We start from the raw sequence: 21283 nt of genomic DNA, 5'->3' as shown, positions 1-21283 counted from the left end.
CGTGTACGGTCCGCATCGCCATCCAAGCCGATCACTCTCGATGAGTCCGGTTGGGTGTCGATTGAGTAACAGACCTTGATGTGAGGCAAAATCTCCGCCTCGGGTCGGGCACAAGTCCGGCCTCTCACGCGTTACGTGCGCTGGAGACACCGAAGACACCCAGAGGGGGAGAGCGACAAATGGCAACGGATTACGACACCCCGCGCAAGACCGACGACGACGTCGACTCGGACAGCCTTGAAGAACTGAAGGCTCGCCGGAACGACAAGTCGACTTCGTCTGTCGACGTAGATGAGTTCGAGGCCGCAGAAGGCCTGGAGCTGCCCGGTGCGGACCTCTCGAACGAAGAGCTGGCCGTCCGGGTGCTGCCCAAGCAGCAGGACGAGTTCACTTGCATGAGCTGCTTCCTGGTGCACCACCGCAGCCAGCTGGCCCGCGAGAAGAACGGTCAGCCGATCTGCCGCGACTGCGACTGAGGCAGGGTCGGCCGTGACTGGCTCGACCCCACCCTGGAAGCGCCGCCTCCCCTCCGGGGCGGCGGACGAAGGGCCCTTCACGGGCCCTGAAGGCGTGCGTGACGACGAGCGGGGCTCTTCCGAACAGGGATCAGCCTCGCTCGACCGAGCGGGCGCCACAGACGGCCTGACGGCCCCCACGGACACTCCCGCGCCCGCCGCAAGGCGTCGCGCGGCGGCTGTCCGCGACGGGGTCATGAGGGGCGTCACGAAGAGCGGTGTCCGGGCCAGGGCGGGCCTGGCGTACGTCACCGACCGCATCATCGACATCGCCCCGCGGGTTCCCGTACGGGACCTCGCCACCCTCCGCAGACAGTTCCCCGGCCTCGGCCCCGAGGAACTCGCGGACAAGCTCGTCGCGGGCGCCGCCGCCGCGACGTCCACCGTCGGCGCCGGTATCGGCGCCGCCGCGATGCTGCCGGTGCCGCCCGCCATGCCCACGGAGCTGGCGGCCGAGATCACCGCCGTCGCCGCGATCGAGCTGAAGCTGATCGCCGAACTCCACGAGGTCTACGGCCTGCGTCCACCGGGCAGTCTCAAGCAGCGGAGCACCGCGTATCTGCACTCCTGGTCGGGTGAGCGCGGCATCGACGTGGCCAAACCCGTGACGATCAATGCCGCGCTGGGCGGCCAGATGAAGCGCGAGCTGCGCCAGCAGATCATGAAGCGGACGGTGCGGGACCTGCCCAACCTGATGCCGTTCATGGTCGGCGCGGCCGTGGGAGCGGTGATGAACCGCCGCGACACCAAACGCGTGGCGGGCCACATCCGCAAGGACCTGCGCAAGATGCAGGTGCCGTGGGACGCGCTCCCGGAGCTGCCGGCGCTGGAGAAGCCGACGGACCCGGTCCAGATCGGGGAGATCCCCCTGGACTTCGGAGAGATCCCCGGAGATCCGGGGCACTGAGGCTGCGCCGGGCGGGCGGCACGCGACCGTCCGTCCGCGGCATGAGGGGGCCGAGCGGTCACCGCCCGACGGGCGTGCGGCGCGAGCGGTCCCCCAGTCGCGCCCGCCAGCCCGTGCCCGCGGCGCGATCCAGGCGTTGGCCCGTAGCCCGTAGCCCGTAGCCCGTAGCCCGTAGCCCGTAGCCCGTAGCCCGTAGCCCGTAGCCCGTAGCCCGTAGCCCGTAGCCCGTAGCCCGTAGCCCGTAGCCCTAGTTCGCTGTGGGCCGGGAGGATGCCCGTGCCGCCTCCAGGGCGGCCACCAGCCGCTCCGGCTCCCGCGTCGACAGATAGAGGTAGGGCGTCGGGTCCGCCGGGTCCGTGACCTGGACGCGCAGGGCTCCGGGGATGTACGAGCGCAGGAGCAGGAAGGCGCGGGTGTCCGCCTTGTACGTGCGCCAGGCACGCGCCTCCTCCTGGTCCAGGATCTCCGTGTCACCGAGGGCCGAGACCGGGATGCGGGCGTCCCCGGCGATCAGCGAGTCACCGACCACGCGGATGCGGACCGAGCCGTACGAACTGGCCGCGACCGCCGCGACCGCGGTACCGCCGACCAGTGCTCCGAGCATCGGCAGCGTGCCGAACGGGAGGAAGACGAGGGCCAGCGCGAGCCCGACCAGGAAGCTGATCAGCCACCACGACCGGGGTGCGGTGAGGCGTTCTTCGTACGGGGAGGCGGAGAGCTGCATGAGGCCAAGCTTGGCACGGTGCGAAGACTTGGTGGACGCGCGGGTAAGGTCTGCGCCTGTGAGTGGTACTTCCGCAGCTCTGACGCCTCCCGCCGACGCCGTCGCGCCGGTGCGGCACCCCGACGCGCCCGCCCCCGGAGAGCTCCTCGGAGCGCACTACGAACACTGTTTCGGGTGCGGTGGCGGGCAGCCCCACGGACTCCATCTGGAGGCGCGCGCCGGTGACGGCGTCCGGATCACGGCCGAGTTCACCGTGCGGCCCGTCCATCAGGGCGCCCCCGGTCTCGCGCACGGCGGCGTCCTCGCCACCGCGCTCGACGAGACGCTCGGCTCGCTGAACTGGCTGCTGCGGACGGTCGCCGTGACCGGACGCCTGGAGACCGACTTCCGCCGTCCCGTACCCGTCGGCACCGTGCTGTATCTGGAGGCCGAGGTCACCGCGGTGGCCGGCCGCAAGATCTACTGCACCGCCACCGGGCGGATCGGCTCCCCCGAGGGGCCCGTCGCCGTCCGCGCGGACGCCCTCTTCGTCGAGGTGAAGGTCGACCACTTCATCGACAACGGCCGCCCGGAGGAGATCCGAGCGGCCATGAACGACCCGGACCAGATCCGGCGAGCCCGCGCCTTCGAGGTGAACCCGTGACCCGTACTCCGGGGGCCCCTGAGCCCCGTCAAGAAGTCTCCGTGCTGATCAGGCGCGTCGATCCGGAGGTCCCGCTCCCCGAGTACGCGCAACCCGGTGACGCGGGAGCCGATCTGCGCACCACCGAGAGCCGCGAGCTGAAGCCCGGTGAACGGGCGGTGCTGCCGACCGGCGTGTCCATCGCACTGCCCGAGGGGTACGCGGCCTTCGTGCACCCTCGGTCCGGCCTCGCCGCCCGCTGCGGCGTCGCCCTCGTGAATGCCCCGGGGACGGTTGATGCCGGGTACCGTGGGGAGATCAAGGTGATCGTGGTGAATCTCGATCCGCGCGAGTCGGTGCGGTTCGAGCGCTTCGACCGGATTGCTCAACTGGTCGTCCAGCAGGTCGAGAAGGTTCGCTTCCAGGAGGTCGCGGAACTTCCCGATTCTGTGCGGGCCGCAGGGGGCTTCGGGTCCACCGGCGGTCATGCCGCCGTGGACAGCACAACGGGTGGGAATCGATACGCATCGGTCGTATCAGACCGGGAAGGACAGTGACGTGTTCGGACGTCGCAAGAAGGGCAGTGCCGCCGAGGACGCGGCGGGCGAGGCCGAGCAGGTCGTCGACGGCGTCGACACTGAGGCGGACGAGGACGAGGAGCGCGAGCGCGTGAGGCTCGAACCCGAGCCGCGCCCCGACGGGCCCTGGGACAGCGAAGAGGTCCGCGACCCGGCCGAGGGCCGGGTGGACCTGGGCGGTCTCCTCGTGCCCGGAGTCGACGGCATGGAGCTGCGGGTCGAGGTCGCGGGTGACGCGATCGTCGCGGCGACCGTCGTCGTCAACGACAGCGCCGTGCAGCTCCAGGCCTTCGCGGCCCCCAAGCGTGAGGGCATCTGGGGCGAGGTGCGCGAGGAGATCGCGTCCGGGATCACCCAGCAGGGCGGTGTCATCGACGAGGTCGAGGGCCCGCTGGGCTGGGAGCTGCGGGCGCAGGTACCGGTCCAGCTTCCGGACGGCACGGGTGGTTTCCAGGTCGTGCGATTCGTCGGCGTGGACGGTCCCCGCTGGTTCCTGCGCGGAGTGATCTCCGGGCAGGGCGCGGTGCAGCCGCAGGCCGCGGGTCTGCTGGAGCAGATCTTCCGGGACACGGTCGTCGTCCGCGGTGAGGGCCCGATGGCCCCGCGTGACCCGATCGTCCTGAAGCTGCCGAACGACGCGCAGATGGTCCCCGAGGGCGTTCAGCAGGACGAGCAGGGCGGCTCCCGCTTCTCCGGCGGCATGGGGCAGCTGCAGCGCGGACCGGAGATCACCGAAGTCCGCTAGGCGGACAAAGGGCTGGTCAGGCAGAGAGACAGACAACAGGAGGGCCGCATCCCCAGGGATGCGGCCCTTTCTCGTGCGCGCGTTCAGGCGCGTTCCGGCGCTCCGGCACCCTCCAGCGGGCCCCGTTGCACGCTCGTGTCTCCCGCCTATCGGGTTCTCGTATGTGAACAAGGGACTGAGCCGCAGATCTTTCTTCAGGTCTTGACGGAAGCCTGGTCCGTACCTATGGTCACCGGCCAGCGCACCTGTTCAGCATTCCATGCGTAGTTCACATACAAGAACGGATGGCTCTGCATGTCCGACACCCCCACTCGGCATCGCCGCAGACGGCGCCCCGCTCTCCTCGCCACCGTCGCCGCCGCGACCGCCGCACTCGTGGCCACCCTCCTGTCCTGGCCCGGCGCGCACCGGGCCGAGGCGGCGCCCGCCACCTTCGTCCACCCCGGAGTCACCGTCTCCAGGGGGCAGCTGGACTTCGCCCGCACCGAGGTCCTGGCCGGCGCCCAACCCTGGAAGGGTGCCTACGACCAGATGATGGCGAGCCAGTACGCCTCGCTCACGCGCACCCCCACGCCCCGCGCGACCGTCGAATGCGGCTCGTACTCCAACCCGAACTACGGCTGCACCGACGAACGCGAGGACGCTATAGCCGCGTACACCGACGCCCTCGCCTGGTACGTCACCCGCGACGACCGCTACGCCAAGAAGGCCATCGAGCTGATGGACGCCTGGTCGGCGGTGATCAAGGCGCACACCAACAGCAACGCGCCCCTGCAGACCGGCTGGGCCGGCTCCTCCTGGCCCAAGGCCGCCGAGATCATCAAGTACACGTACACCGGCTCCTGGGCGAACTCCGGCCGCTTCGCGACCATGCTGCGCGACGTCTACCTGCCCGAGATCATCAACGGCTCGAACTCCAACGGCAACTGGGAGCTGTCGATGATGGAGGCCGCGGTCGGCATCTCCGTCTTCCTGGACGACAGGACGTCGTACGACAAGGCCATGGCGAAGTTCCGGACGCGTACGGCGGCGTACGTCTATCTCTCCACCGACGGCGCCGTGCCGAAGACCGTGCCGAGCCAGAACCTCGACACCACCGCGAAGATCGTCAGCTACTGGCAGGGACAGTCCACCTTCGTCACCGGGCTCACCCAGGAGACCTGCCGCGACCTCACCCACACCGGGTACGGCATCTCGGCCATCTCGCACATCGCCGAGACCAGCCGCATCCAGGGCCAGGACCTGTACGGCACCGACGTCGGCGAGCGGCTGCGCCAGGCGCTCGGCTTCCAGGCGAAGTACCAGCTGGGCACGGCGGTGCCGAGCTGGCTGTGCGGCGGCTCGCTGAACCTCGGGCTCGGCCCGGTCACCGAGGTCGGCTACAACGCGCTGCACAACCGTCTGGGCATCGCGATGACCAACACCCAGACCCTCACCCAGCAGAACCGTCCGGCCGGCAGCAACAACCTCTTCGTGGCGTGGGAGACGCTGACACACGGCGACAATCCCGCGTGAACCGAAACCGGGGTCCCATCCGATGAACCATCGAGGGACCGGGCGTCCGGTGGCGACACCGACGCCCGGTCCACGGGGATCACGGGGATCACGGGATCACGGGATCACGGGATCACGGGGATCACGGGGAGGAAGCATGAGCGGTCGCGCGGGACGTGTGAGAGAGGGCGAGGCCGCGTTGAGCCGCGCGGCGCCGCGCGGGGCGTCAGGGTTGCGTCAAAGACGTTCTCCGGCCGGACACGCGTCCCTTTCGCCGGGATTATTGGCCGTAAGGTCGACGCTGCGTACACGGCGGTGACAGGAAGACAATAGGGCTCATGGGACGCGGCAAGCTTCGGATCTACCTCGGTGCGGCACCGGGCGTCGGCAAGACGTACGCGATGCTCTCCGAGGCGCATCGCCGCGTCGAACGCGGGACGGACTGCGTGGTGGCGTTCGTCGAGCACCACCACCGTCCGCGTACCGAAGTGATGCTGCACGGTCTGGAGCAGGTGCCGCGCAAGGAGCTGGAGTACCGGGGCGGGGTCTTCACGGAGATGGATGTCGACGCCGTGCTCCGGCGCGCCCCGGCCGTCGCCCTGGTGGACGAACTGGCGCACACCAATGTCCCCGGCTCCCGCAACGACAAGCGGTGGCAGGACGTGGAGGAGCTGCTGGCCGCCGGCATCGACGTCGTCTCCACCGTCAACATCCAGCACCTGGAGTCACTGGGCGATGTCGTCGAGTCGATAACGGGTGTACGGCAGCGCGAGACCGTGCCGGACGAGGTGGTGCGGCGGGCGGACCAGATCGAGCTGGTCGACATGTCGCCGCCCGCGCTGCGCCGCCGGATGGCGCACGGCAACATCTACAAGCCCGACAAGGTCGACGCCGCCCTGTCCAACTACTTCCGGCCCGGCAATCTCACGGCCCTGCGCGAGCTCGCCCTGCTGTGGGTCGCCGACCGGGTCGACGAGTACCTGACCGAGTACCGCAGCGAGCACCGGGTCTCCGCGATCTGGGGTTCCCGGGAGCGGATCGTCGTCGGACTGACCGGTGGTCCGGAGGGGCGGACGCTGATCCGGCGCGCCGCGCGGCTCGCCGAGAAGGGAGCGGGCGGCGAGGTCATGGCCGTCTACATCGCCCGCAGCGACGGCCTGACCGCCGCCTCCCCGAAGGAGCTGGCCGTCCAGCGCACCCTCGTGGAGGACCTCGGCGGCACCTTCCACCACGTGATCGGCGACGACATACCCGTCTCCCTCCTGGACTTCGCGCGCGGAGTCAACGCCACCCAGATCGTGCTCGGCTCCTCCCGCCGCAAGACCTGGCAGTACGTCTTCGGGCCGGGCGTCGGCGCCACGGTCGCCCGCGAGTCGGGCCCCGACCTGGACGTCCACATCGTCACCCACGAAGAGGTCGCCAAGGGGCGCGGCCTGCCTGTGGCGCGAGGGGCCAGGCTCGGGCGTTCCCGGATCATCTGGGGCTGGGTGATCGGAATCGGCGGCCCGGTGGCCATGGCGCTGCTGCTGAACACCATCGACCTCGGGCTCGCCAACGACATGCTGCTGTTCCTGTCGGTGACGGTCGCCGCCGCCCTCCTGGGCGGTCTCCTGCCGGCCCTCGCCTCCGCCGCCTTCGGCTCCCTGCTGCTGAACTACTTCTACACGCCACCCCTGCACCGGCTCACCGTCGCCGACCCGAAGAACATCGTCGCCATCGTGATCTTCGTGGGCGTCGCCGTCTCAGTGGCGTCGGTGGTCGATCTCGCGGCCCGTCGCACCCACCAGGCCGCGCGGCTGCGCGCGGAGTCGGAGATCCTCTCCTTCCTGGCGGGCAGCGTGCTGCGCGGCGAGACCAGCCTGGAGGCGCTGCTGGAACGGGTCCGGGAGACCTTCGGGATGGAGTCGGTCGCGCTGCTGGAGCGGGCGGGCGACGTCGACCCGTGGACCTGCGCGGGCAGCGTCGGACCGGCGCCCTCGGCCCGCCCGGAGGACGCCGACGTCGACATGCCGGTCGGCGACCACATGGCACTCGCCCTGTCCGGACGGGTGCTGCCCGCCTCCGACCGCAGGGTGCTGGCCGCGTTCGCCGCCCAGGCCGCGGTGGTCCTGGACCGCCAGCGCCTCCAGTTCGAGGCCGACCAGGCCAAGGAACTGGCCGAGGGCAACCGCATCCGCACCGCCCTGCTGGCCGCCGTGAGCCACGATCTGCGCACCCCGCTCGCCGGGATCAAGGCCGCGGTGTCCTCCCTGCGCTCCGACGACGTGGCCTGGTCCGACGAGGACCGGGCCGAGCTCCTCGAAGGAATCGAGGACGGCGCCGACCGCCTCGACCACCTGGTGGGCAACCTGCTCGACATGTCCCGCCTACAGACCGGCACCGTCGCCCCGCTGATCCGCGAGATCGACCTCGACGAGGTCGTCCCGATGGCGCTCGGCGGTGTCCCCGAGGACAGCGTGGAGCTGGAGATCCCGGAGAGCCTGCCGATGGTCGCCGTCGACGCCGGGCTCCTGGAGCGCGCCGTCGCCAACCTCGTCGAGAACGCCGTCAAGTACAGCCACGTCGACGAACGGGTCCTGGTCGCCGCGAGCGGCATCGCCGACCGTGTGGAGGTGCGCGTGGTCGACCGCGGCCCCGGCGTCCCGGATGAGGCCAAGGATCGTATCTTCGCGCCCTTCCAGCGCTACGGAGACGCCCCGCGCGGCACCGGAGTGGGCCTCGGCCTCGCCGTCGCCCGCGGCTTCGCCGAGGCGATGGGCGGCACCCTCACCGCCGAGGACACCCCCGGCGGCGGACTCACCATGGTGCTCACGGTGCGGGCGGTGGACCGCCGGCCCGACCTGGCCGCCCGATCAGCAGTCGCAGAAAGGCAGGCCTCATGACCCGGGTCCTCGTGGTCGACGACGAGCCGCAGATCACCCGAGCCCTCGTGATCAACCTGAAGGCACGCAAGTACGAGGTGGACGCGGCCCCCGACGGAGCCACCGCGCTCCAGCTCGCTGCCGCCCGTCACCCCGACGTCGTCGTGCTCGACCTCGGCCTTCCCGACATGGACGGCGTCGAGGTGATCAAGGGGCTGCGCGGCTGGACCCGGGTGCCGATCCTGGTGCTGTCCGCCCGGCACTCCTCCGACGAGAAGGTCGAGGCGCTCGACGCCGGCGCCGACGACTACGTCACCAAGCCCTTCGGCATGGACGAGCTGCTGGCCCGGCTCCGGGCGGCCGTCCGCCGGGCCGAGCCCACCGGGGGCGGTGAGGACGACGTGATCGTGGAGACCGCCGGGTTCACCGTCGACCTGGCGGCGAAGAAGGTGCACCGCGACGGGCGGGACGTCCGGCTCACGCCCACGGAGTGGCACCTGCTGGAGGTCCTGGTCCGCAACACGGGTCGGCTGGTCAGCCAGAAGCAGCTTCTCCAGGAGGTCTGGGGGCCGTCGTACGGGACGGAGGCGAACTACCTGCGCGTCTACATGGCCCAGTTGCGCCGCAAGCTGGAGGCGGACCCCTCGCACCCGAAGCACTTCATCACCGAGCCGGGGATGGGGTACCGGTTCGAGCGGTGAGGTGTCCCCGGGGCGGGTGACCGTGTTCGTCGGTACGAGTGACGCTGGGCACCGGTACCAGTGACGCTGTGCACCGGTACGAGTGATGGCGTACGCCGGTCCGAGGGCGGTGGCGCGGTCGCCGGATCGAGTGAGATCCGCGGCCGGTTCGGCCGGTGGTGCCGCGGGTACGTAGCTGTCAGCGCCCCCCGGTACGCTTTCGGTATGAGCGCTGTTCCTCGTTCCGAAAAGCCGGCGGGCCGCTTCCGGCGCATGATGGACCGGCTCTCCTCGTCCCAGGAGGACCTGGAGTCCGAGGAGCTGCGGGAGGACGCCGCGACCGCGGGCTGCACCCGTATCGGTGACTGCCACGACCGGCAGATAGTCACGGTTACTGGTACCTTGCGCACGGTCACTCTGCGGCCGAGGGCCGGTGTTCCGGCCCTGGAGGCCGAGCTGTTCGACGGCTCGGCAGCCCTGGACGTGGTCTGGCTCGGCCGCCGCTCCATCGTCGGCATCGAGCCCGGACGCAAGCTGATCGCCTCCGGCCGTATCTCGATGAGCCGGGGCCGTAGGGTGTTGTTCAATCCGAAGTACGAACTCAGACCCCTCGGACGGGAGTAGCCGGTGACGTCGCTCGACAAGCCGACCGAAGACGCCCAGGACGCCCAGCGGGATGCGCGGGCGGTGACCGAGGCCGCACTCTTCGAGGCGTTCGGCGGCGTGCGGGGCATGGTCGAAACGGTGGTGCCTGGCCTGCTCTTCGTCACCATCTTCACGATCAACAAGGACCTGCACTGGTCGGCGATCGCGGCCCTCGCCGTGTCCCTGCTGCTCGTCGCGGTCCGCCTGGTGCGGCGCGACACCGTGAAGCACGCCTTCAGCGGTGTCTTCGGCGTCGCCTTCGGCGTGGTCTTCGCGATGATGACGGGCAACGCGAAGGACTTCTACCTGCCCGGCATGCTCTACACGCTCGGGCTCGCCGTCGCCTACATCGTCACGACCCTCGTGGGCGTGCCGCTGATCGGCCTGATGCTCGGCCCGGTCTTCAAGGAGAACCTCTCCTGGCGCACCCGCAACCCCGGCCGGAAGAAGGCGTACACGAAGGCCAGTTGGGCCTGGGGCCTGATCCTGCTCGCCAAGTGCGCGGTGCTCTTCCCGCTCTACTGGTGGGGCGGCACCACTCAGTTCGGCTGGGTCCTGATCGCCCTGAAGATCCCGCCGTTCCTGCTCGCCGTCTGGCTCACCTGGGTCTTCCTGGCCAAGGCGCCGCCGCCCATCGACGTGTTCGCGGAGATGGAGGCCGAGGAGCAGGCGGAGAAGGAGCGCAAGGCCGCTCTCGCACAGGAACGCGGCGAGACCGCCGCCCCGGCCCGGCACCGCCGCGAGGCGTAACCGGCACCGCCGGGAGGCACAAGGCTTTCGGTACGACGATGGGGGCGCCCGGAGAATCTCCGGGCGCCCCCATCGTCGTACCACCGCGTGGGGCGTCCTCCCGTCGGCGGGACGTCGTACCGCCGACGGGCAGGGGAACGGCTAGCTCGTCGCGTTCGTGTCGCGGCGCACCGACAGCAGGTCCTCCAGCTGCTCCTCACGGGCCTGGGCGGCCACGAAGAGGAGCTCGTCGCCCGCCTCCAGGGAATCCTCCCGGGAGGGGGTCAGGACGCGGGTGCCGCGGATGATGGTCACCAGCGAGGTGTCCTCCGGCCACGCGACGTCGCCGACGGTGGTGCCGGCCAGGGCGGACTCCGGCGGCAGGGTCAGCTCGACCAGGTTGGCGTCACCGTGGCTGAAGCGGAGCAGGCGCACCAGGTCGCCGACGCTCACGGCCTCCTCGACGAGGGCCGACATCAGGCGCGGGGTGGAGACGGCGACGTCCACGCCCCAGGACTCGTTGAACAGCCACTCGTTCTTCGGGTTGTTCACGCGGGCGACGACGCGCGGGACTCCGTACTCGGTCTTCGCGAGCAGCGAGACCACGAGGTTGACCTTGTCGTCCCCCGTGGCCGCGATGACCACGTTGCAGCGCTGCAACGCGGCCTCGTCCAGGGAGGTGATCTCGCAGGCGTCGGCCAGCAGCCACTCCGCCTGCGGCACGCGCTCGACCGAGATCGCGGTCGGCGCCTTGTCGATCAGCAGGATCTCGTGGCCGTTCTCCAGCAGTTCGCCCGCGATCGAGCGGCCCACGGCACCGGCACCGGCAATGGCGACTCTCATCAGTGACCCGCCTCTTCCTCAGGGCCCTTGGCGAACGCCGCCTCGACCTTGTCCACCTCGTCGGTGCGCATCATGACGTGCACCAGGTCGCCCTCCTGCAGCACCGTCTGAGAGGTGGGCAGAACCGCCTCACCCAGCCGGGTGAGGAAGGCGACACGCACGCCCGTCTCGTCCTGGAGGCGGCTGATCTTGTGGCCCACCCATGCGACGGAGGTGTGCACCTCGGCGAGCTGCACACCGCCCGTGGGGTCGCGCCACAGCGGCTCGGCGCCCGAGGGCAGCAGCCGGCGGAGCATCTGGTCGGCTGTCCAGCGGACGGTGGCGACGGTCGGAATGCCGAGACGCTGGTAGACCTCGGCCCGGCGCGGATCGTAGATGCGTGCCGCCACGTTCTCGATGCCGAACATCTCGCGGGCCACCCGGGCGGCGATGATGTTCGAGTTGTCACCGCTGGAGACCGCCGCGAACGCGCCCGCCTCCTCGATCCCCGCCTCACGCAGGGTGTCCTGGTCGAAGCCGACCCCGGTGACACGACGGCCGCCGAACCCGGAGCCCAGCCGCCGGAAGGCGGTGGGGTCCTGGTCGATCACGGCGACCGTGTGCCCCTGTTGCTCCAGGTTCTGGGCAAGCGCGGAACCCACTCTTCCGCAGCCCATGATGACGATGTGCACGACCGTCCTTCCGCATGTGAATGGTTACGGCTCAGGCTAAACAGGGTCTCAGACCGCCGCCCAAGCTACACACGCACGGTCGGCCGGGGGCACCCTTGCGCAGGTTCGTCTGCGGTTTTTCGCGGAACGGGCCGGGAACGGCGGTGAACGCAGGCCTCAGCGCCGTGTGATGCTGCGAACACTCACGAGGGTCAGGATTCCGAGGCCGGTCAGTCCGAGAGCCGCGCCGATGAGCTCCGCGGTCAGGTGCATGGGTCCTCCAGGGCGGTCGGGGTCCGGGTTCTGCCATGGAGACACGGGGACCTCCGGGCCCACGGAATCCGCAGCCGGAACCCGTCCCGTTTTCACCCGGAGAGCAGATGACGGGCCGAAGGGGGACGGCGGGTGGGCGACTGCCAGTTCGAACCCTTACGATTCCCTGTTGTGTCCAAACTGACCGACGTGCCCAAGCGGATCCTCATCGGACGCGCGCTGCGCAGCGACCGGCTGGGCGAAACGCTTCTGCCGAAGCGCATCGCCCTTCCCGTCTTCGCGTCCGACCCGCTCTCCTCCGTGGCGTACGCGCCCGGCGAAGTTCTGCTGGTCCTTTCCATCGCGGGCGTGTCGGCCTACCACTTCAGCCCCTGGATCGCGCTCGCGGTCGTCGTGCTGATGTTCACGGTGGTCGCGTCCTACCGCCAGAACGTGCACGCGTACCCGAGCGGCGGCGGCGACTACGAGGTCGCCACCACCAACCTCGGTCCGCGGGCCGGCCTCACCGTCGCCAGCGCGCTGCTCGTCGACTACGTCCTCACCGTCGCCGTCTCCATCGCCTCCGGCATCGAGAACCTCGGCTCGGCGGTTCCCTTCGTGGTGGAGCACAAGGTGGCCTGCGCGGTCGCCGTCATCGTGCTCCTCACGCTGATGAACCTGCGCGGAGTCAAGGAGTCCGGAAAGCTCTTCGCGATCCCGACGTACGTCTTCGTCGCGGGCGTCTTCATCATGATCGCCTGGGGCGCCTTCCGCGGACTCGTACTCGGCGACACCATGCACGCGCCGACCGCCGAGTACCACATCAAGGCCGAGCACCAGGGCCTCGCGGGCTTCGCCCTCGTCTTCCTGCTGCTGCGCGCCTTCTCGTCCGGCTGTGCGGCGCTCACCGGCGTCGAGGCGATCTCCAACGGCGTCCCCGCGTTCCGCAAGCCGAAGTCGAAGAACGCCGCGACCACGCTGGCGGCGATGGGCCTGCTCGCCGTCACCATGTTCTGCGGCATCATCGTCCTGGCCATGACCACCAAGGTGCGCATGGCGGAGAACCCCGCCACGGACCTGATCCACAACGGCGTGGCGGTCGGCTCCGGCTACGTCCAGAACCCGGTGATCTCCCAGGTGGCCGAGGCCGTGTTCGGCAAGGACAGCTTCCTGTTCATCGTGCTGGCCGCCGCCACCGCGCTCGTCCTCTTCCTGGCCGCGAACACCGCGTACAACGGCTTCCCGCTGCTCGGCTCGATCCTCGCCCAGGACCGCTACCTGCCGCGCCAGCTCCACACCCGCGGCGACCGCCTGGCCTTCTCGAACGGCATCGTCCTCCTGGCCGGCGCCGCGAGCATGCTCGTCATCATCTACGGGGCCGACTCGACGCGTCTGATCCAGCTCTACATCGTCGGCGTCTTCGTCTCCTTCACTCTCAGCCAGACCGGCATGGTCCGCCACTGGAACCGCCACCTGGCCACCGAGACCGACCAGAACAAGCGGCGCCACATGGTCCGCTCCCGGGCGATCAACACCTTCGGCGCCTTCTTCACCGGGCTGGTCCTGGTCGTCGTCCTCGTCACCAAGTTCACGCACGGCGCCTGGGTCGCGCTGCTCGGCATGGTGATCTTCTACGCGACGATGACCGCGATCCGTAAGCACTACGACCGGGTCTCCGAGGAGCTGGCCGCTCCCGAGGGACCGTCCGACGACAGCGTGCGCCCCTCCCGCGTCCACTCCGTCGTACTGGTCTCCAAGATCCACCGCCCCGCGCTGCGCGCCCTCGCGTACGCCAAGCTGCTGCGCTCCGACACCCTCGAAGCGCTCAGCGTCAACGTGGACCCGGCCGAGACCAAGACCCTGCGCGACGAATGGGAGCGGCGCGGCATCGACGTACCGCTGAAGGTCCTCGACTCGCCCTACCGCGAGATCACCCGGCCGGTCATCGAGTACGTGAAGGGCCTGCGCAAGGAGTCGCCGCGCGACGCGGTCTCCGTGATCATCCCCGAGTACGTGGTCGGCCACTGGTACGAGCACCTGCTGCACAACCAGAGTGCCCTGCGCCTCAAGGGCCGGCTGCTGTTCACGCCGGGCGTCATGGTGACCTCCGTGCCCTACCAGCTGGAGTCCTCCGAGGCCGCCAAGCTCCGGGCCCGCAAGCGGCAGGACTGGAGCGCGCCGGGTGCGGTGCGCCGCGGACCGGCCCACGAGCGGCCGAAGGAGCCCACGCCGAAGAACTAGAAGAACCCGAAGAACGAGAAGCACCAGCGGACGGCGCAGCCGGGTCCGGGGAACCGGCCGCCGAGGAGCCGGGACCGGAGGTCGACACCGCCGGGCCCGGGGAACCGGGGCCGAAGGGGACACGGTCCTACACGTACGTGGGCGCCGCGAGTCGGCGGCCGAAGGGTCTGAGCCCGGAGGACCGGCCGTCGAAGGAGCCGGGCCGGCCCGGGGGATCCGTGGCCGACGGACTCGGCCCGGGGAATCGACGGGCGCGGGAAGCACGCCGGAAGCACGTAGACTGGTGGGCTGTTGTCCCGCCGTTTCCCCCTTCTCATCTGGAGTCACCCCACCATGCAGGCAGAACCGAAGAAGTCGCTGGTGGGGGACGAGTACGAGGTCGAGATCGGCCCTGTGGCGCACGGCGGGCACTGCATCGCCCGGACGGACGAGGGCCAGGTCCTCTTCGTCCGGCACGCGCTGCCCGGTGAGCGCGTCGTCGCCCGGGTCACGGAGGGCGAGGAGGGCGCGCGATTCCTGCGCGCCGACGCCGTACGGATCATCGACGCGTCCAAGGACCGTGTCGAGGCGCCCTGCCCGTACGCGGGCCCCGGCCGCTGCGGCGGCTGCGACTGGCAGCACGCCAAGCCCGGAGCGCAGCGCCGTCTCAAGGGCGAGGTCATCGCGGAGCAGTTGCAGCGCCTCGCGGGCCTCACGCCCGAGGAGGCCGGCTGGGACGGCACGGTGATGCCCGCCGAGGGCGACAAGCTGCCCGCCGGCGAGGTTCCGGCCTGGCGCACCCGCGTGCAGTACGCGGTCGACCCGGACGGCAACGCCGGACTGCGCCGCCACCGCTCGCACGACGTCGAGCCCGTCGAGCGCTGCATGATCGCCGCCCCGGGTGTCACCGAACTCGGCATCGAGGAGCGCGACTGGTCCGGCATGGAGGCGGTTGAGGCGATCGCGGCGACGGGCTCCCAGGACCGCATGGTGATCCTGGAACCCCGGCCGGGCGCCCGCCTGCCGCTCGTCGAGCTCGACAAGCCGGTCTCGGTGATGCGGGTCGCCGAACAGGACGGCGGCATCCACCGCGTCCACGGCCGCGCGTTCGTGCGCGAGCGCGCCGACGGCCGCACCTACCGGGTCGGCAGCGGCGGCTTCTGGCAGGTCCACCCGATGGCCGCCGACACCCTCGTCAAGGCGGTCATGCAGGGTCTGCTGCCGCGCAAGGGCGACATGGCGCTCGACCTGTACTGCGGCGTCGGCCTCTTCGCGGGCGCGCTCGCGGACCGGATCGGCGACCAGGGCGCGGTCCTCGGCATCGAGTCGGGCAAGCGCGCGGTGGAGGACGCCCGGCACAACCTCGCGGGCTTCGACCGCGTCCGCATCGAACAGGGCAAGGTCGAGGCGGTCCTCCCGCGCACCGGGATCACCGGCGTCGACCTGATCGTCCTGGACCCGCCCCGCGCGGGCGCCGGCAAGAAGACGGTCGAGCACCTGTCGTCGCTGGGCGCACGAAAGATCGCCTACGTGGCCTGCGACCCGGCGGCACTGGCACGGGACATCGCGTACTTCCGCGACGGCGGCTACAAGGTGCGGACGCTGCGGGCGTTCGATCTTTTCCCGATGACGCATCACGTGGAGTGCGTTGTGATCCTGGAACCGGTGAAGAAGAGCGCCTGACCTGCAGGTTCGGGGGCCTGTGCGGTGTGGCCGTTCCGGGCGGTACGAGGAGCCGTTCGACGGTGCCGGCCCACTCGCCGGCCCGTTGACGCAGTCGGCCGGTGACGCGGATCTTCAGGCGTCGTCGACGGGTGGCCAATCCCCTGGATGGGGCTGTGCAGATCGTTCGGCGACTCGGTCAGGCGCCGCCGGAACCATTCCTGGTACAGGGCGAGGTCCTCGGCGTCGCCGCCAGCGAGGTCCATAGGACCTGCCTCACCCGGCGGGCAACACCCGATCTTTCCGGAACGATGCTGCGGAGTGAGCCGTTCAGGTCGCAGACTCGGTGACGAAGCGCTTCGGCTCCGAGAGAGCAGCGCGTGCGCCGTCGAAGTCGGCGAGCCTCGCCGACACCGTGGCTACGGCCAGTCGCTGGGGGAGTGCCACCGAGAACTTCAGTCCGCGCACCGCCCGAGGGTCGACATCGGGGAGGACCAGGGATGGTGCTGCCCGGGCGGCATCGTGGGCGCCGCGCCACATGTCCTGGGTCAGATCCTCCCGCAGCCGCAGGTAGCAGTCCGTCGGGCGCTGCACCGGGTCGGCGATCGACGACAGGGTCGCGCCGAGCGTCGCGTTGGCACGATAGCCCGCCCATGTCCACCAGCGCACGTCGTTGCCCAGCCGTGCTACTAGCGCCCCTCCGGGGTCGACCAGGTGCGGCGCCTCCTCGTCACGCCATTCCCGGAGGGAGACCTCGGCTCGCCGGGTGAGAGACACTGGCGGATCGGCGCCGAGGAGGATTTCCCGCATCGCACGGGTCAGGGCGTACGACAGGCCGATGAGTGTCCCCCGGACCATTTGGCGACCCCGCCGCTGTCGACCGGTTCGACGAAGACCCTTTTCCGCCCCCAGTCGATGAAGGTCACCTGCCAACTGCGGCCGGCCAGCAACAGGCGTCGTGGGCCCGGGCGTTCCTCGGTGAGTACGGACGGGTCCATCCGACCGATCTCGGTGCGCCCGGACAGGACGGTGAACTGGGGCGGTGCGGTGAACGACGCGGTCAGCTCGATGAAGTGCCTTCGCCCGAAACGGTGTTCCGCCTCAGGTCCGATGAACAGCATGCCTCCGTCGGTGTCCAGGAAGCCCTGGTCGGTCAGATGACGCAGGATCGGAGCGGCTGACCGGTCAAAGGGCGCCAGTCCGTTCCACTGCTCGGGCCACATCTGGTCGCCCAGTTTGTGTTCTTGAAGCGTGGCGGCCAGTAGTTGCTGCGCGACGAGGTGGCGCGGTTCGGGTGGTGGGACGACCGGTTCGACCCAGCCGCGACAACCGGCCGGAGGCCAGGCTGAGGGTGTCCTGGATGGACGACTCGGCCGCCCCCGACACCTCCGCGCCGACCAGCTCGCGCAGGTCACGTTGGCGGGCGATGAACGAGATCACCGGCACGGCACGGCGGGCGTCGCCGCCCTCCACGAAGTTGGTGATCTTGCCGGCTTCCCGAGCCACGAACTTCGGGTCGTGGATGAGGGTGGCGAGCCACAGGATCAGCTCGTCCATGAAGAGGATCAGGCCGTCGTAGCCGAGCGACTTGGCGTGCTCGGCGATCACGGACAGGCCGGCATCGAGCGAGACGAACCCGTGCTCGTCCTCGGCGGCGTTCTTCGCGAAGCCGGGCAGCAGGTGTGTGCTCGCGTCCTGGACCAGCCGCGCCCGCAGTTCGGCCGGCGTCGACGGGCTGACCAGGTTGAGGGCCTGACCGCCCTCGTGGACCTCCTCGGCGGCGAGGGCGGTGTCGAGCAGTTGAGGCGTCCAGCCGAACGCCTCGCCCCACTCGTCCTCCTCGTCCGCCGTGCCGGCGCCGCTGTCCATCGCGGTGAGGCCGCCGATGACAGCATGGTCACCCATGCGGGACCGCATCGACCGGATGTCCTCGAACAGGGCGTCCGTCCGGTACACCTGCGGCGTCGGCGCGTCGGGGTGCAGCTTCTTGACGTGGCTGACGTACCCGCCGAGGACCCGCTGCTCCAGGCCTTCGCCCCGCGCATGTGGTACGGCACGAGCAGAAACCGCTTGCCCTCCGCGCCGAGCCACTCGTGCTTGGTCAGGACCGGGTCCAGGTCCGTCCGCGCGCGGGCCGCCGGAGCCCCGCTGAGCAGGGCGTGCAGCACCGCCATGAAGTGCGACTTACCGGAACCGAACGACCCGTGCAGATAGGCCGCCTTCGACGTGTGCCCGTCGAGCGCGGCCCGGATCAGGCCGAGTGCCTCGTCGACGTTCTCCAGCAGCCGTTCCGTGACTACGTAGTCCCGCAGCGCGCGCTCGGCACCCTCCGGAGTCGTCGCCTCCGAGAGCTGGAGGACGAAGTCCGACGTGGAGATGGACTCCTTGATGTCGATGACATCGCGGAGCAGGGGCGGCTGCGCGGGTTCATCCGATCGTATGGCGTACCACTGACAACGGATGACCGCTTGTCGTACATGCCCGACTACACGAGAACCGGTGCCTCCACCCCCGATGTCGGATGCACCAGCGAGCGCAGCTTCTCACGCGTCTCCGGGTCCGTCGAGTAGATGATCGTGCCGACCATGCCCCGCGTCAGCAGCACCTTGTAGGTGTTGCGGATCAGCCGGTCGATGTCGCTGTCCGGCGTCGCTTTGGTGAAGATCGGGTCCTTCGACGCCGACCGGTCCACGACCCAGCGGTCCGTACGCCACACCAGGTCGGGGCCGATGATCACGCCCGACCAGTCGTACTCGAATCCCTGTGCCGTGTAGACGCAGCCGACCTGCCCGAAACCGGCCGGGTCGGTGGCCCACAGGGGTGCGGGCGGTGCGCCGAGCACGGACCGGTCGCCGTACACGTTCCAGGGCCGCTCCCAGTCGCCGATGACGACGTCGGTGGGAAGCGCTGTCATGTTCGGCGTGACCTTGGTGGTCCACTTCCAGCAGTAGCCGGCCGACATGCGCGCACCGTAGCCGGCCCCCCGCCGCGCCGCGAGGAAGTCCTCGAGTTCCTGCGGGCTCCCGGCCGTCCTCAGTTCCAGCTTGCCGTCCGGCTCCCACACACCAGGCGTACCGCCCTCAAGACCGAGCAGGTCGACGACCCACTTCTCGTACGCGTCACTCCCGCCGCACCGGAACTGGCCGTCGAGCTCCACGACCGTGCAGTCGAGGCCCTGTTCGGCGGCGGCCCGCTTGATCTCCTCCTTCGTCCCCATCTCGCCGGGGCGCACCACCTGGTGCTGGTCGAGGAGGAACACCGGCACCCGGGCCGCGTCGATCAGCTCGGCCACCTGGGGACGGCCGGTGCGCAGTTCCGCCTTGGTGTAGCGGTTGGCGGAGGTCTTGCGGAGCCGGTGGGCCTCATCGCAGATCAGTACGTCGAGGTCGTTCGGCTCGGCGTCCATGAAGCTGTTGAAGTACATGAACAGCTTCTGCACGGCCGGCTTCTGCGCCCCTGCGACCTTGCGCATGGTCTTGGTGAACGAGGCGGAGCCGGTCGCGTGCAGGGCGGTCACCCCGCGCCGGTACAGCTCACCGAGAAGCGACAGGGCGACGACGCTCTTGCCGGAGCCGGGACCACCGGTCACCACGACGACCTGCTTGTCGTTGGACCGTTTCGCCTTGCGGACGGCGGACATCACCTGCTCGTAGGCCACCCGCTGTTCGGCGAGGAGGACGAACTGCTCGCGGTCGCGGATCTCGGCCGCCGCGACGGCCATCAGTTGCTTGGACGGCCGGATCCTGCCTCCGAGCAGTACATCGGCCACCTCTGCGCCGGGCTTCGCCGCGAGCCGCGAGCGCAGGAAGTCAAGGAAGGCGCCGCGCTCTTGGCCGGTGTACATCCGCCCGTGCTGGTCCTCCTTGACACTCCGCAACCCCGCGACGCCGAACTCGGTCGCGTTGTGCAGGAACGCCACCCCGGTCAGTGACTTCGGCATTCGCTCCAGCGCTCCGTTGAACGACAGCAGGTATTCGCAGTAGCCGCGGACCTGCTCGATCGGGTTGAGGACGGCATCCCGGTACGAGGGGATCCGACACAGCAGCGGCTCGTCCTCCTCCGGATGTGCCTCACTCCACTGCTTCAGTTCGACCACGACGTACGACGGTTCACCCGTGGTGGGGTGTACGCCCGCGAGGACCGCGTCCGCGCGCTTGCTGGTGAGGGGCAGGCTGTACTCGATGAGGACCTCGACGTCGCCGAGCCCAGCCTCCATGAGGGCGTTGACGAGAGCCGGGAGGCTGCGTTCCCAGGACCGGACCTCCGCCTGCCCGGCGCCTCGGCCGTGCTGGTGACGGAAGTTCTCGGTCAGATGCAGTGCCAGCGACCCTTCGAGGATGCGGGCGGCCACGGACGCCGCGGACTCACGGAACAGCAAGGAAATGCCCCCAGACAGCACGAAGAAGACTCGTGCGGGTGGGGGCATGTCCTTCGATGTCCGCCGAACGCCTTTCGCGAGGCGGATCAGGAAGCCCGTCGGGCCGCTGAGATGGTTCTCGCCATCCTAGGTGAGGGTGTCGATCACGGGCGGGGATCGGTACGGAGTCGGGCTGGTCGGCGGTGGGCGGGTGCCAGGGGACCGGCTTCGGATGGCTGGGGCGCTGGCCCCTGTCGCCTCACTGTCCGGTCATCTGTGCTGTCTGCTGCGGGCGTTCGCTTCGGCGACCCGGGCGCTCAGCAATTCGGCCGGGGTGAGAGGGCGGAGGTGGTTCGGGTCGGCGTCCCATTCGATGCCACCTGCGAGGGGGCGGAGTTGGACGTACGGGCCGATATGGCCCATGACTCGTCCGACGCGGTCGCGGGCGGTGTCGTGGACGGTCGCACCGACGGAGGGGATCCCGTCGGCGTCCTCTGTCACCCGGCGATCCCCTTCGTGATCACGTCCGCGAGCAGGAGGGCGATGGGGGCCGAGCACACGCCGAGGTGGACGAGTGCGTACCGGGCTTCGGCCTTGCGGTCGTCCGCCCAGGGGGTGCGGATGTCCATCGCGGAAAGCTGGATGCCGGCCTGGGAAAGGGGGTCGGCGAGGGCGTCGCGGGCATCGAGGGCTTCCTGGATCTTCGGGGCGGGGGTCGGCGGGGGGTACTGGGCGGTTGCGGGGTGAGGCGTCGTCACGTGGTCCGGGTGTCGGGGCGTGGGGGGCATCTGCATCCTCG

Annotated in this window: 18 protein-coding genes and 2 pseudogenes; 12 read left to right on the top strand and 8 right to left on the bottom strand. The window is 70.0% G+C overall.

What is annotated here, in order from left to right; genetic code table 11:
* The first annotated feature begins 179 nt into the window (after positions 1–179).
* Together OHT01_RS11070 and OHT01_RS11065 are read left to right on the top strand one after the other, a co-directional pair.
* On the top strand, positions 180–476 hold the full coding sequence (locus tag OHT01_RS11070; RefSeq protein WP_003997302.1) for a DUF4193 domain-containing protein: 297 nt from the start codon (positions 180–182) through the stop codon (positions 474–476).
* A 13-nt stretch (positions 477–489) separates the two neighbouring features.
* Complete coding sequence (locus tag OHT01_RS11065; RefSeq protein ID WP_328552970.1) at positions 490–1422, top strand: hypothetical protein; 933 nt, start codon at positions 490–492, stop codon at positions 1420–1422.
* A gap of 247 nt (positions 1423–1669) precedes the next feature.
* Here OHT01_RS11065 and OHT01_RS11060 read toward each other — a convergent pair whose 3' ends face one another.
* Positions 1670–2146: a DUF3093 domain-containing protein gene (locus OHT01_RS11060; protein WP_328552969.1), complete on the bottom strand. Its 477-nt coding sequence runs from the start codon at positions 2144–2146 to the stop codon at positions 1670–1672.
* A 58-nt stretch (positions 2147–2204) separates the two neighbouring features.
* Between OHT01_RS11060 and OHT01_RS11055 the strand changes: the two genes are divergently transcribed.
* The 8 genes from OHT01_RS11055 (at position 2205) to OHT01_RS11020 (ending at position 10521) form a co-directional block, all read left to right on the top strand.
* Positions 2205–2789, top strand: a complete 585-nt coding sequence (locus OHT01_RS11055) for a PaaI family thioesterase (RefSeq protein ID WP_328552968.1) — start codon at positions 2205–2207, stop codon at positions 2787–2789.
* Positions 2786–3325: a dUTP diphosphatase gene (gene dut / locus OHT01_RS11050; protein WP_405915904.1), complete on the top strand. Its 540-nt coding sequence runs from the start codon at positions 2786–2788 to the stop codon at positions 3323–3325. The genes OHT01_RS11055 and dut overlap by 4 nt, the downstream gene beginning before the upstream one ends.
* 1 nt (position 3326) lies before the next feature.
* Positions 3327–4091 (top strand): DUF3710 domain-containing protein, encoded by a 765-nt coding sequence (locus OHT01_RS11045; protein WP_328552966.1) that lies wholly within the window; start codon positions 3327–3329, stop codon positions 4089–4091.
* A 294-nt stretch (positions 4092–4385) separates the two neighbouring features.
* Positions 4386–5606: an alginate lyase family protein gene (locus OHT01_RS11040; RefSeq protein WP_328552965.1), complete on the top strand. Its 1221-nt coding sequence runs from the start codon at positions 4386–4388 to the stop codon at positions 5604–5606.
* Between the two features lie 317 nt (positions 5607–5923).
* Positions 5924–8467, top strand: a complete 2544-nt coding sequence (locus OHT01_RS11035) for an ATP-binding protein (RefSeq protein WP_328552964.1) — start codon at positions 5924–5926, stop codon at positions 8465–8467.
* Entirely contained in the window at positions 8464–9147 is a 684-nt protein-coding gene (locus tag OHT01_RS11030; RefSeq protein WP_328552963.1) for a response regulator, read from the top strand. Before OHT01_RS11035 ends, OHT01_RS11030 begins: the two co-directional genes overlap by 4 nt.
* Positions 9148–9351: 204 nt before the next feature.
* Positions 9352–9750, top strand: coding sequence for an OB-fold nucleic acid binding domain-containing protein (locus tag OHT01_RS11025; RefSeq protein WP_261707694.1), 399 nt, complete (start codon positions 9352–9354; stop codon positions 9748–9750).
* Positions 9751–9753: 3 nt separating this feature from the next.
* On the top strand, positions 9754–10521 hold the full coding sequence (locus OHT01_RS11020) for a DUF3159 domain-containing protein (RefSeq protein WP_328552962.1): 768 nt from the start codon (positions 9754–9756) through the stop codon (positions 10519–10521).
* Between the two features lie 141 nt (positions 10522–10662).
* On the opposite strand, the gene OHT01_RS11015 is transcribed toward OHT01_RS11020, so the two are convergent.
* Positions 10663–11343, bottom strand: a complete 681-nt coding sequence (locus OHT01_RS11015) for a potassium channel family protein (RefSeq protein ID WP_261707696.1) — start codon at positions 11341–11343, stop codon at positions 10663–10665.
* Positions 11343–12014, bottom strand: coding sequence for a potassium channel family protein (locus OHT01_RS11010; RefSeq protein WP_328552961.1), 672 nt, complete (start codon positions 12012–12014; stop codon positions 11343–11345). Before OHT01_RS11010 ends, OHT01_RS11015 begins: the two co-directional genes overlap by 1 nt.
* 423 nt (positions 12015–12437) lie before the next feature.
* Between OHT01_RS11010 and OHT01_RS11005 the strand changes: the two genes are divergently transcribed.
* Together OHT01_RS11005 and OHT01_RS11000 are read left to right on the top strand one after the other, a co-directional pair.
* Positions 12438–14486: an APC family permease gene (locus tag OHT01_RS11005; RefSeq protein ID WP_328552960.1), complete on the top strand. Its 2049-nt coding sequence runs from the start codon at positions 12438–12440 to the stop codon at positions 14484–14486.
* A gap of 333 nt (positions 14487–14819) precedes the next feature.
* Entirely contained in the window at positions 14820–16148 is a 1329-nt protein-coding gene (locus tag OHT01_RS11000; protein ID WP_328552959.1) for a class I SAM-dependent RNA methyltransferase, read from the top strand.
* A 309-nt stretch (positions 16149–16457) separates the two neighbouring features.
* Here OHT01_RS11000 and OHT01_RS10995 read toward each other — a convergent pair.
* From OHT01_RS10995 to OHT01_RS10975, 5 genes and pseudogenes are all read right to left on the bottom strand, one after another.
* A pseudogene (locus OHT01_RS10995) lies at positions 16458–17452 on the bottom strand (DEAD/DEAH box helicase); the annotation flags it as partial.
* Positions 17453–18568 (bottom strand): annotated as a pseudogene (locus OHT01_RS10990) (DUF6079 family protein); the annotation flags it as partial.
* Between the two features lie 44 nt (positions 18569–18612).
* Entirely contained in the window at positions 18613–20505 is a 1893-nt protein-coding gene (locus OHT01_RS10985) for a DUF2075 domain-containing protein (RefSeq protein ID WP_328552958.1), read from the bottom strand.
* 249 nt (positions 20506–20754) lie between these two features.
* Positions 20755–20985, bottom strand: a complete 231-nt coding sequence (locus OHT01_RS10980) for a hypothetical protein (protein WP_328552957.1) — start codon at positions 20983–20985, stop codon at positions 20755–20757.
* A complete protein-coding gene (locus OHT01_RS10975) occupies positions 20982–21278 on the bottom strand; it encodes a hypothetical protein (RefSeq protein WP_405915899.1) in 297 nt (98 codons plus the stop codon). The genes OHT01_RS10980 and OHT01_RS10975 overlap by 4 nt, the downstream gene beginning before the upstream one ends.
* Positions 21279–21283: the final 5 nt, after the last annotated feature.

It is taken from the genome of Streptomyces sp. NBC_00358 (assembly GCF_036099295.1).
Taxonomy (GTDB): Bacteria; Actinomycetota; Actinomycetes; order Streptomycetales; family Streptomycetaceae; genus Streptomyces.
The sequence above is the reverse complement of the archived record's forward strand: the minus strand, read 5'-3'. Positions and strand labels throughout refer to the sequence as shown.

What these genes read in the sequence shown, in the direction of transcription:
- OHT01_RS11015 (WP_261707696.1), bottom strand. Translation starts at nt 11,343, where the DNA reads ATGAGAGTCGCCATTGCCGGTGCCGGTGCCGTGGGCCGCTCGATCGCG.
- OHT01_RS11000 (WP_328552959.1), top strand. Translation starts at nt 14,820, where the DNA reads ATGCAGGCAGAACCGAAGAAGTCGCTGGTGGGGGACGAGTACGAGGTC.
- OHT01_RS11025 (WP_261707694.1), top strand. Translation starts at nt 9,352, where the DNA reads ATGAGCGCTGTTCCTCGTTCCGAAAAGCCGGCGGGCCGCTTCCGGCGC.
- OHT01_RS11070 (WP_003997302.1), top strand. Translation starts at nt 180, where the DNA reads ATGGCAACGGATTACGACACCCCGCGCAAGACCGACGACGACGTCGAC.
- OHT01_RS11040 (WP_328552965.1), top strand. Translation starts at nt 4,386, where the DNA reads ATGTCCGACACCCCCACTCGGCATCGCCGCAGACGGCGCCCCGCTCTC.
- OHT01_RS10975 (WP_405915899.1), bottom strand. Translation starts at nt 21,278, where the DNA reads ATGCAGATGCCCCCCACGCCCCGACACCCGGACCACGTGACGACGCCT.
- OHT01_RS11060 (WP_328552969.1), bottom strand. Translation starts at nt 2,146, where the DNA reads ATGCAGCTCTCCGCCTCCCCGTACGAAGAACGCCTCACCGCACCCCGG.
- OHT01_RS11035 (WP_328552964.1), top strand. Translation starts at nt 5,924, where the DNA reads ATGGGACGCGGCAAGCTTCGGATCTACCTCGGTGCGGCACCGGGCGTC.
- OHT01_RS11030 (WP_328552963.1), top strand. Translation starts at nt 8,464, where the DNA reads ATGACCCGGGTCCTCGTGGTCGACGACGAGCCGCAGATCACCCGAGCC.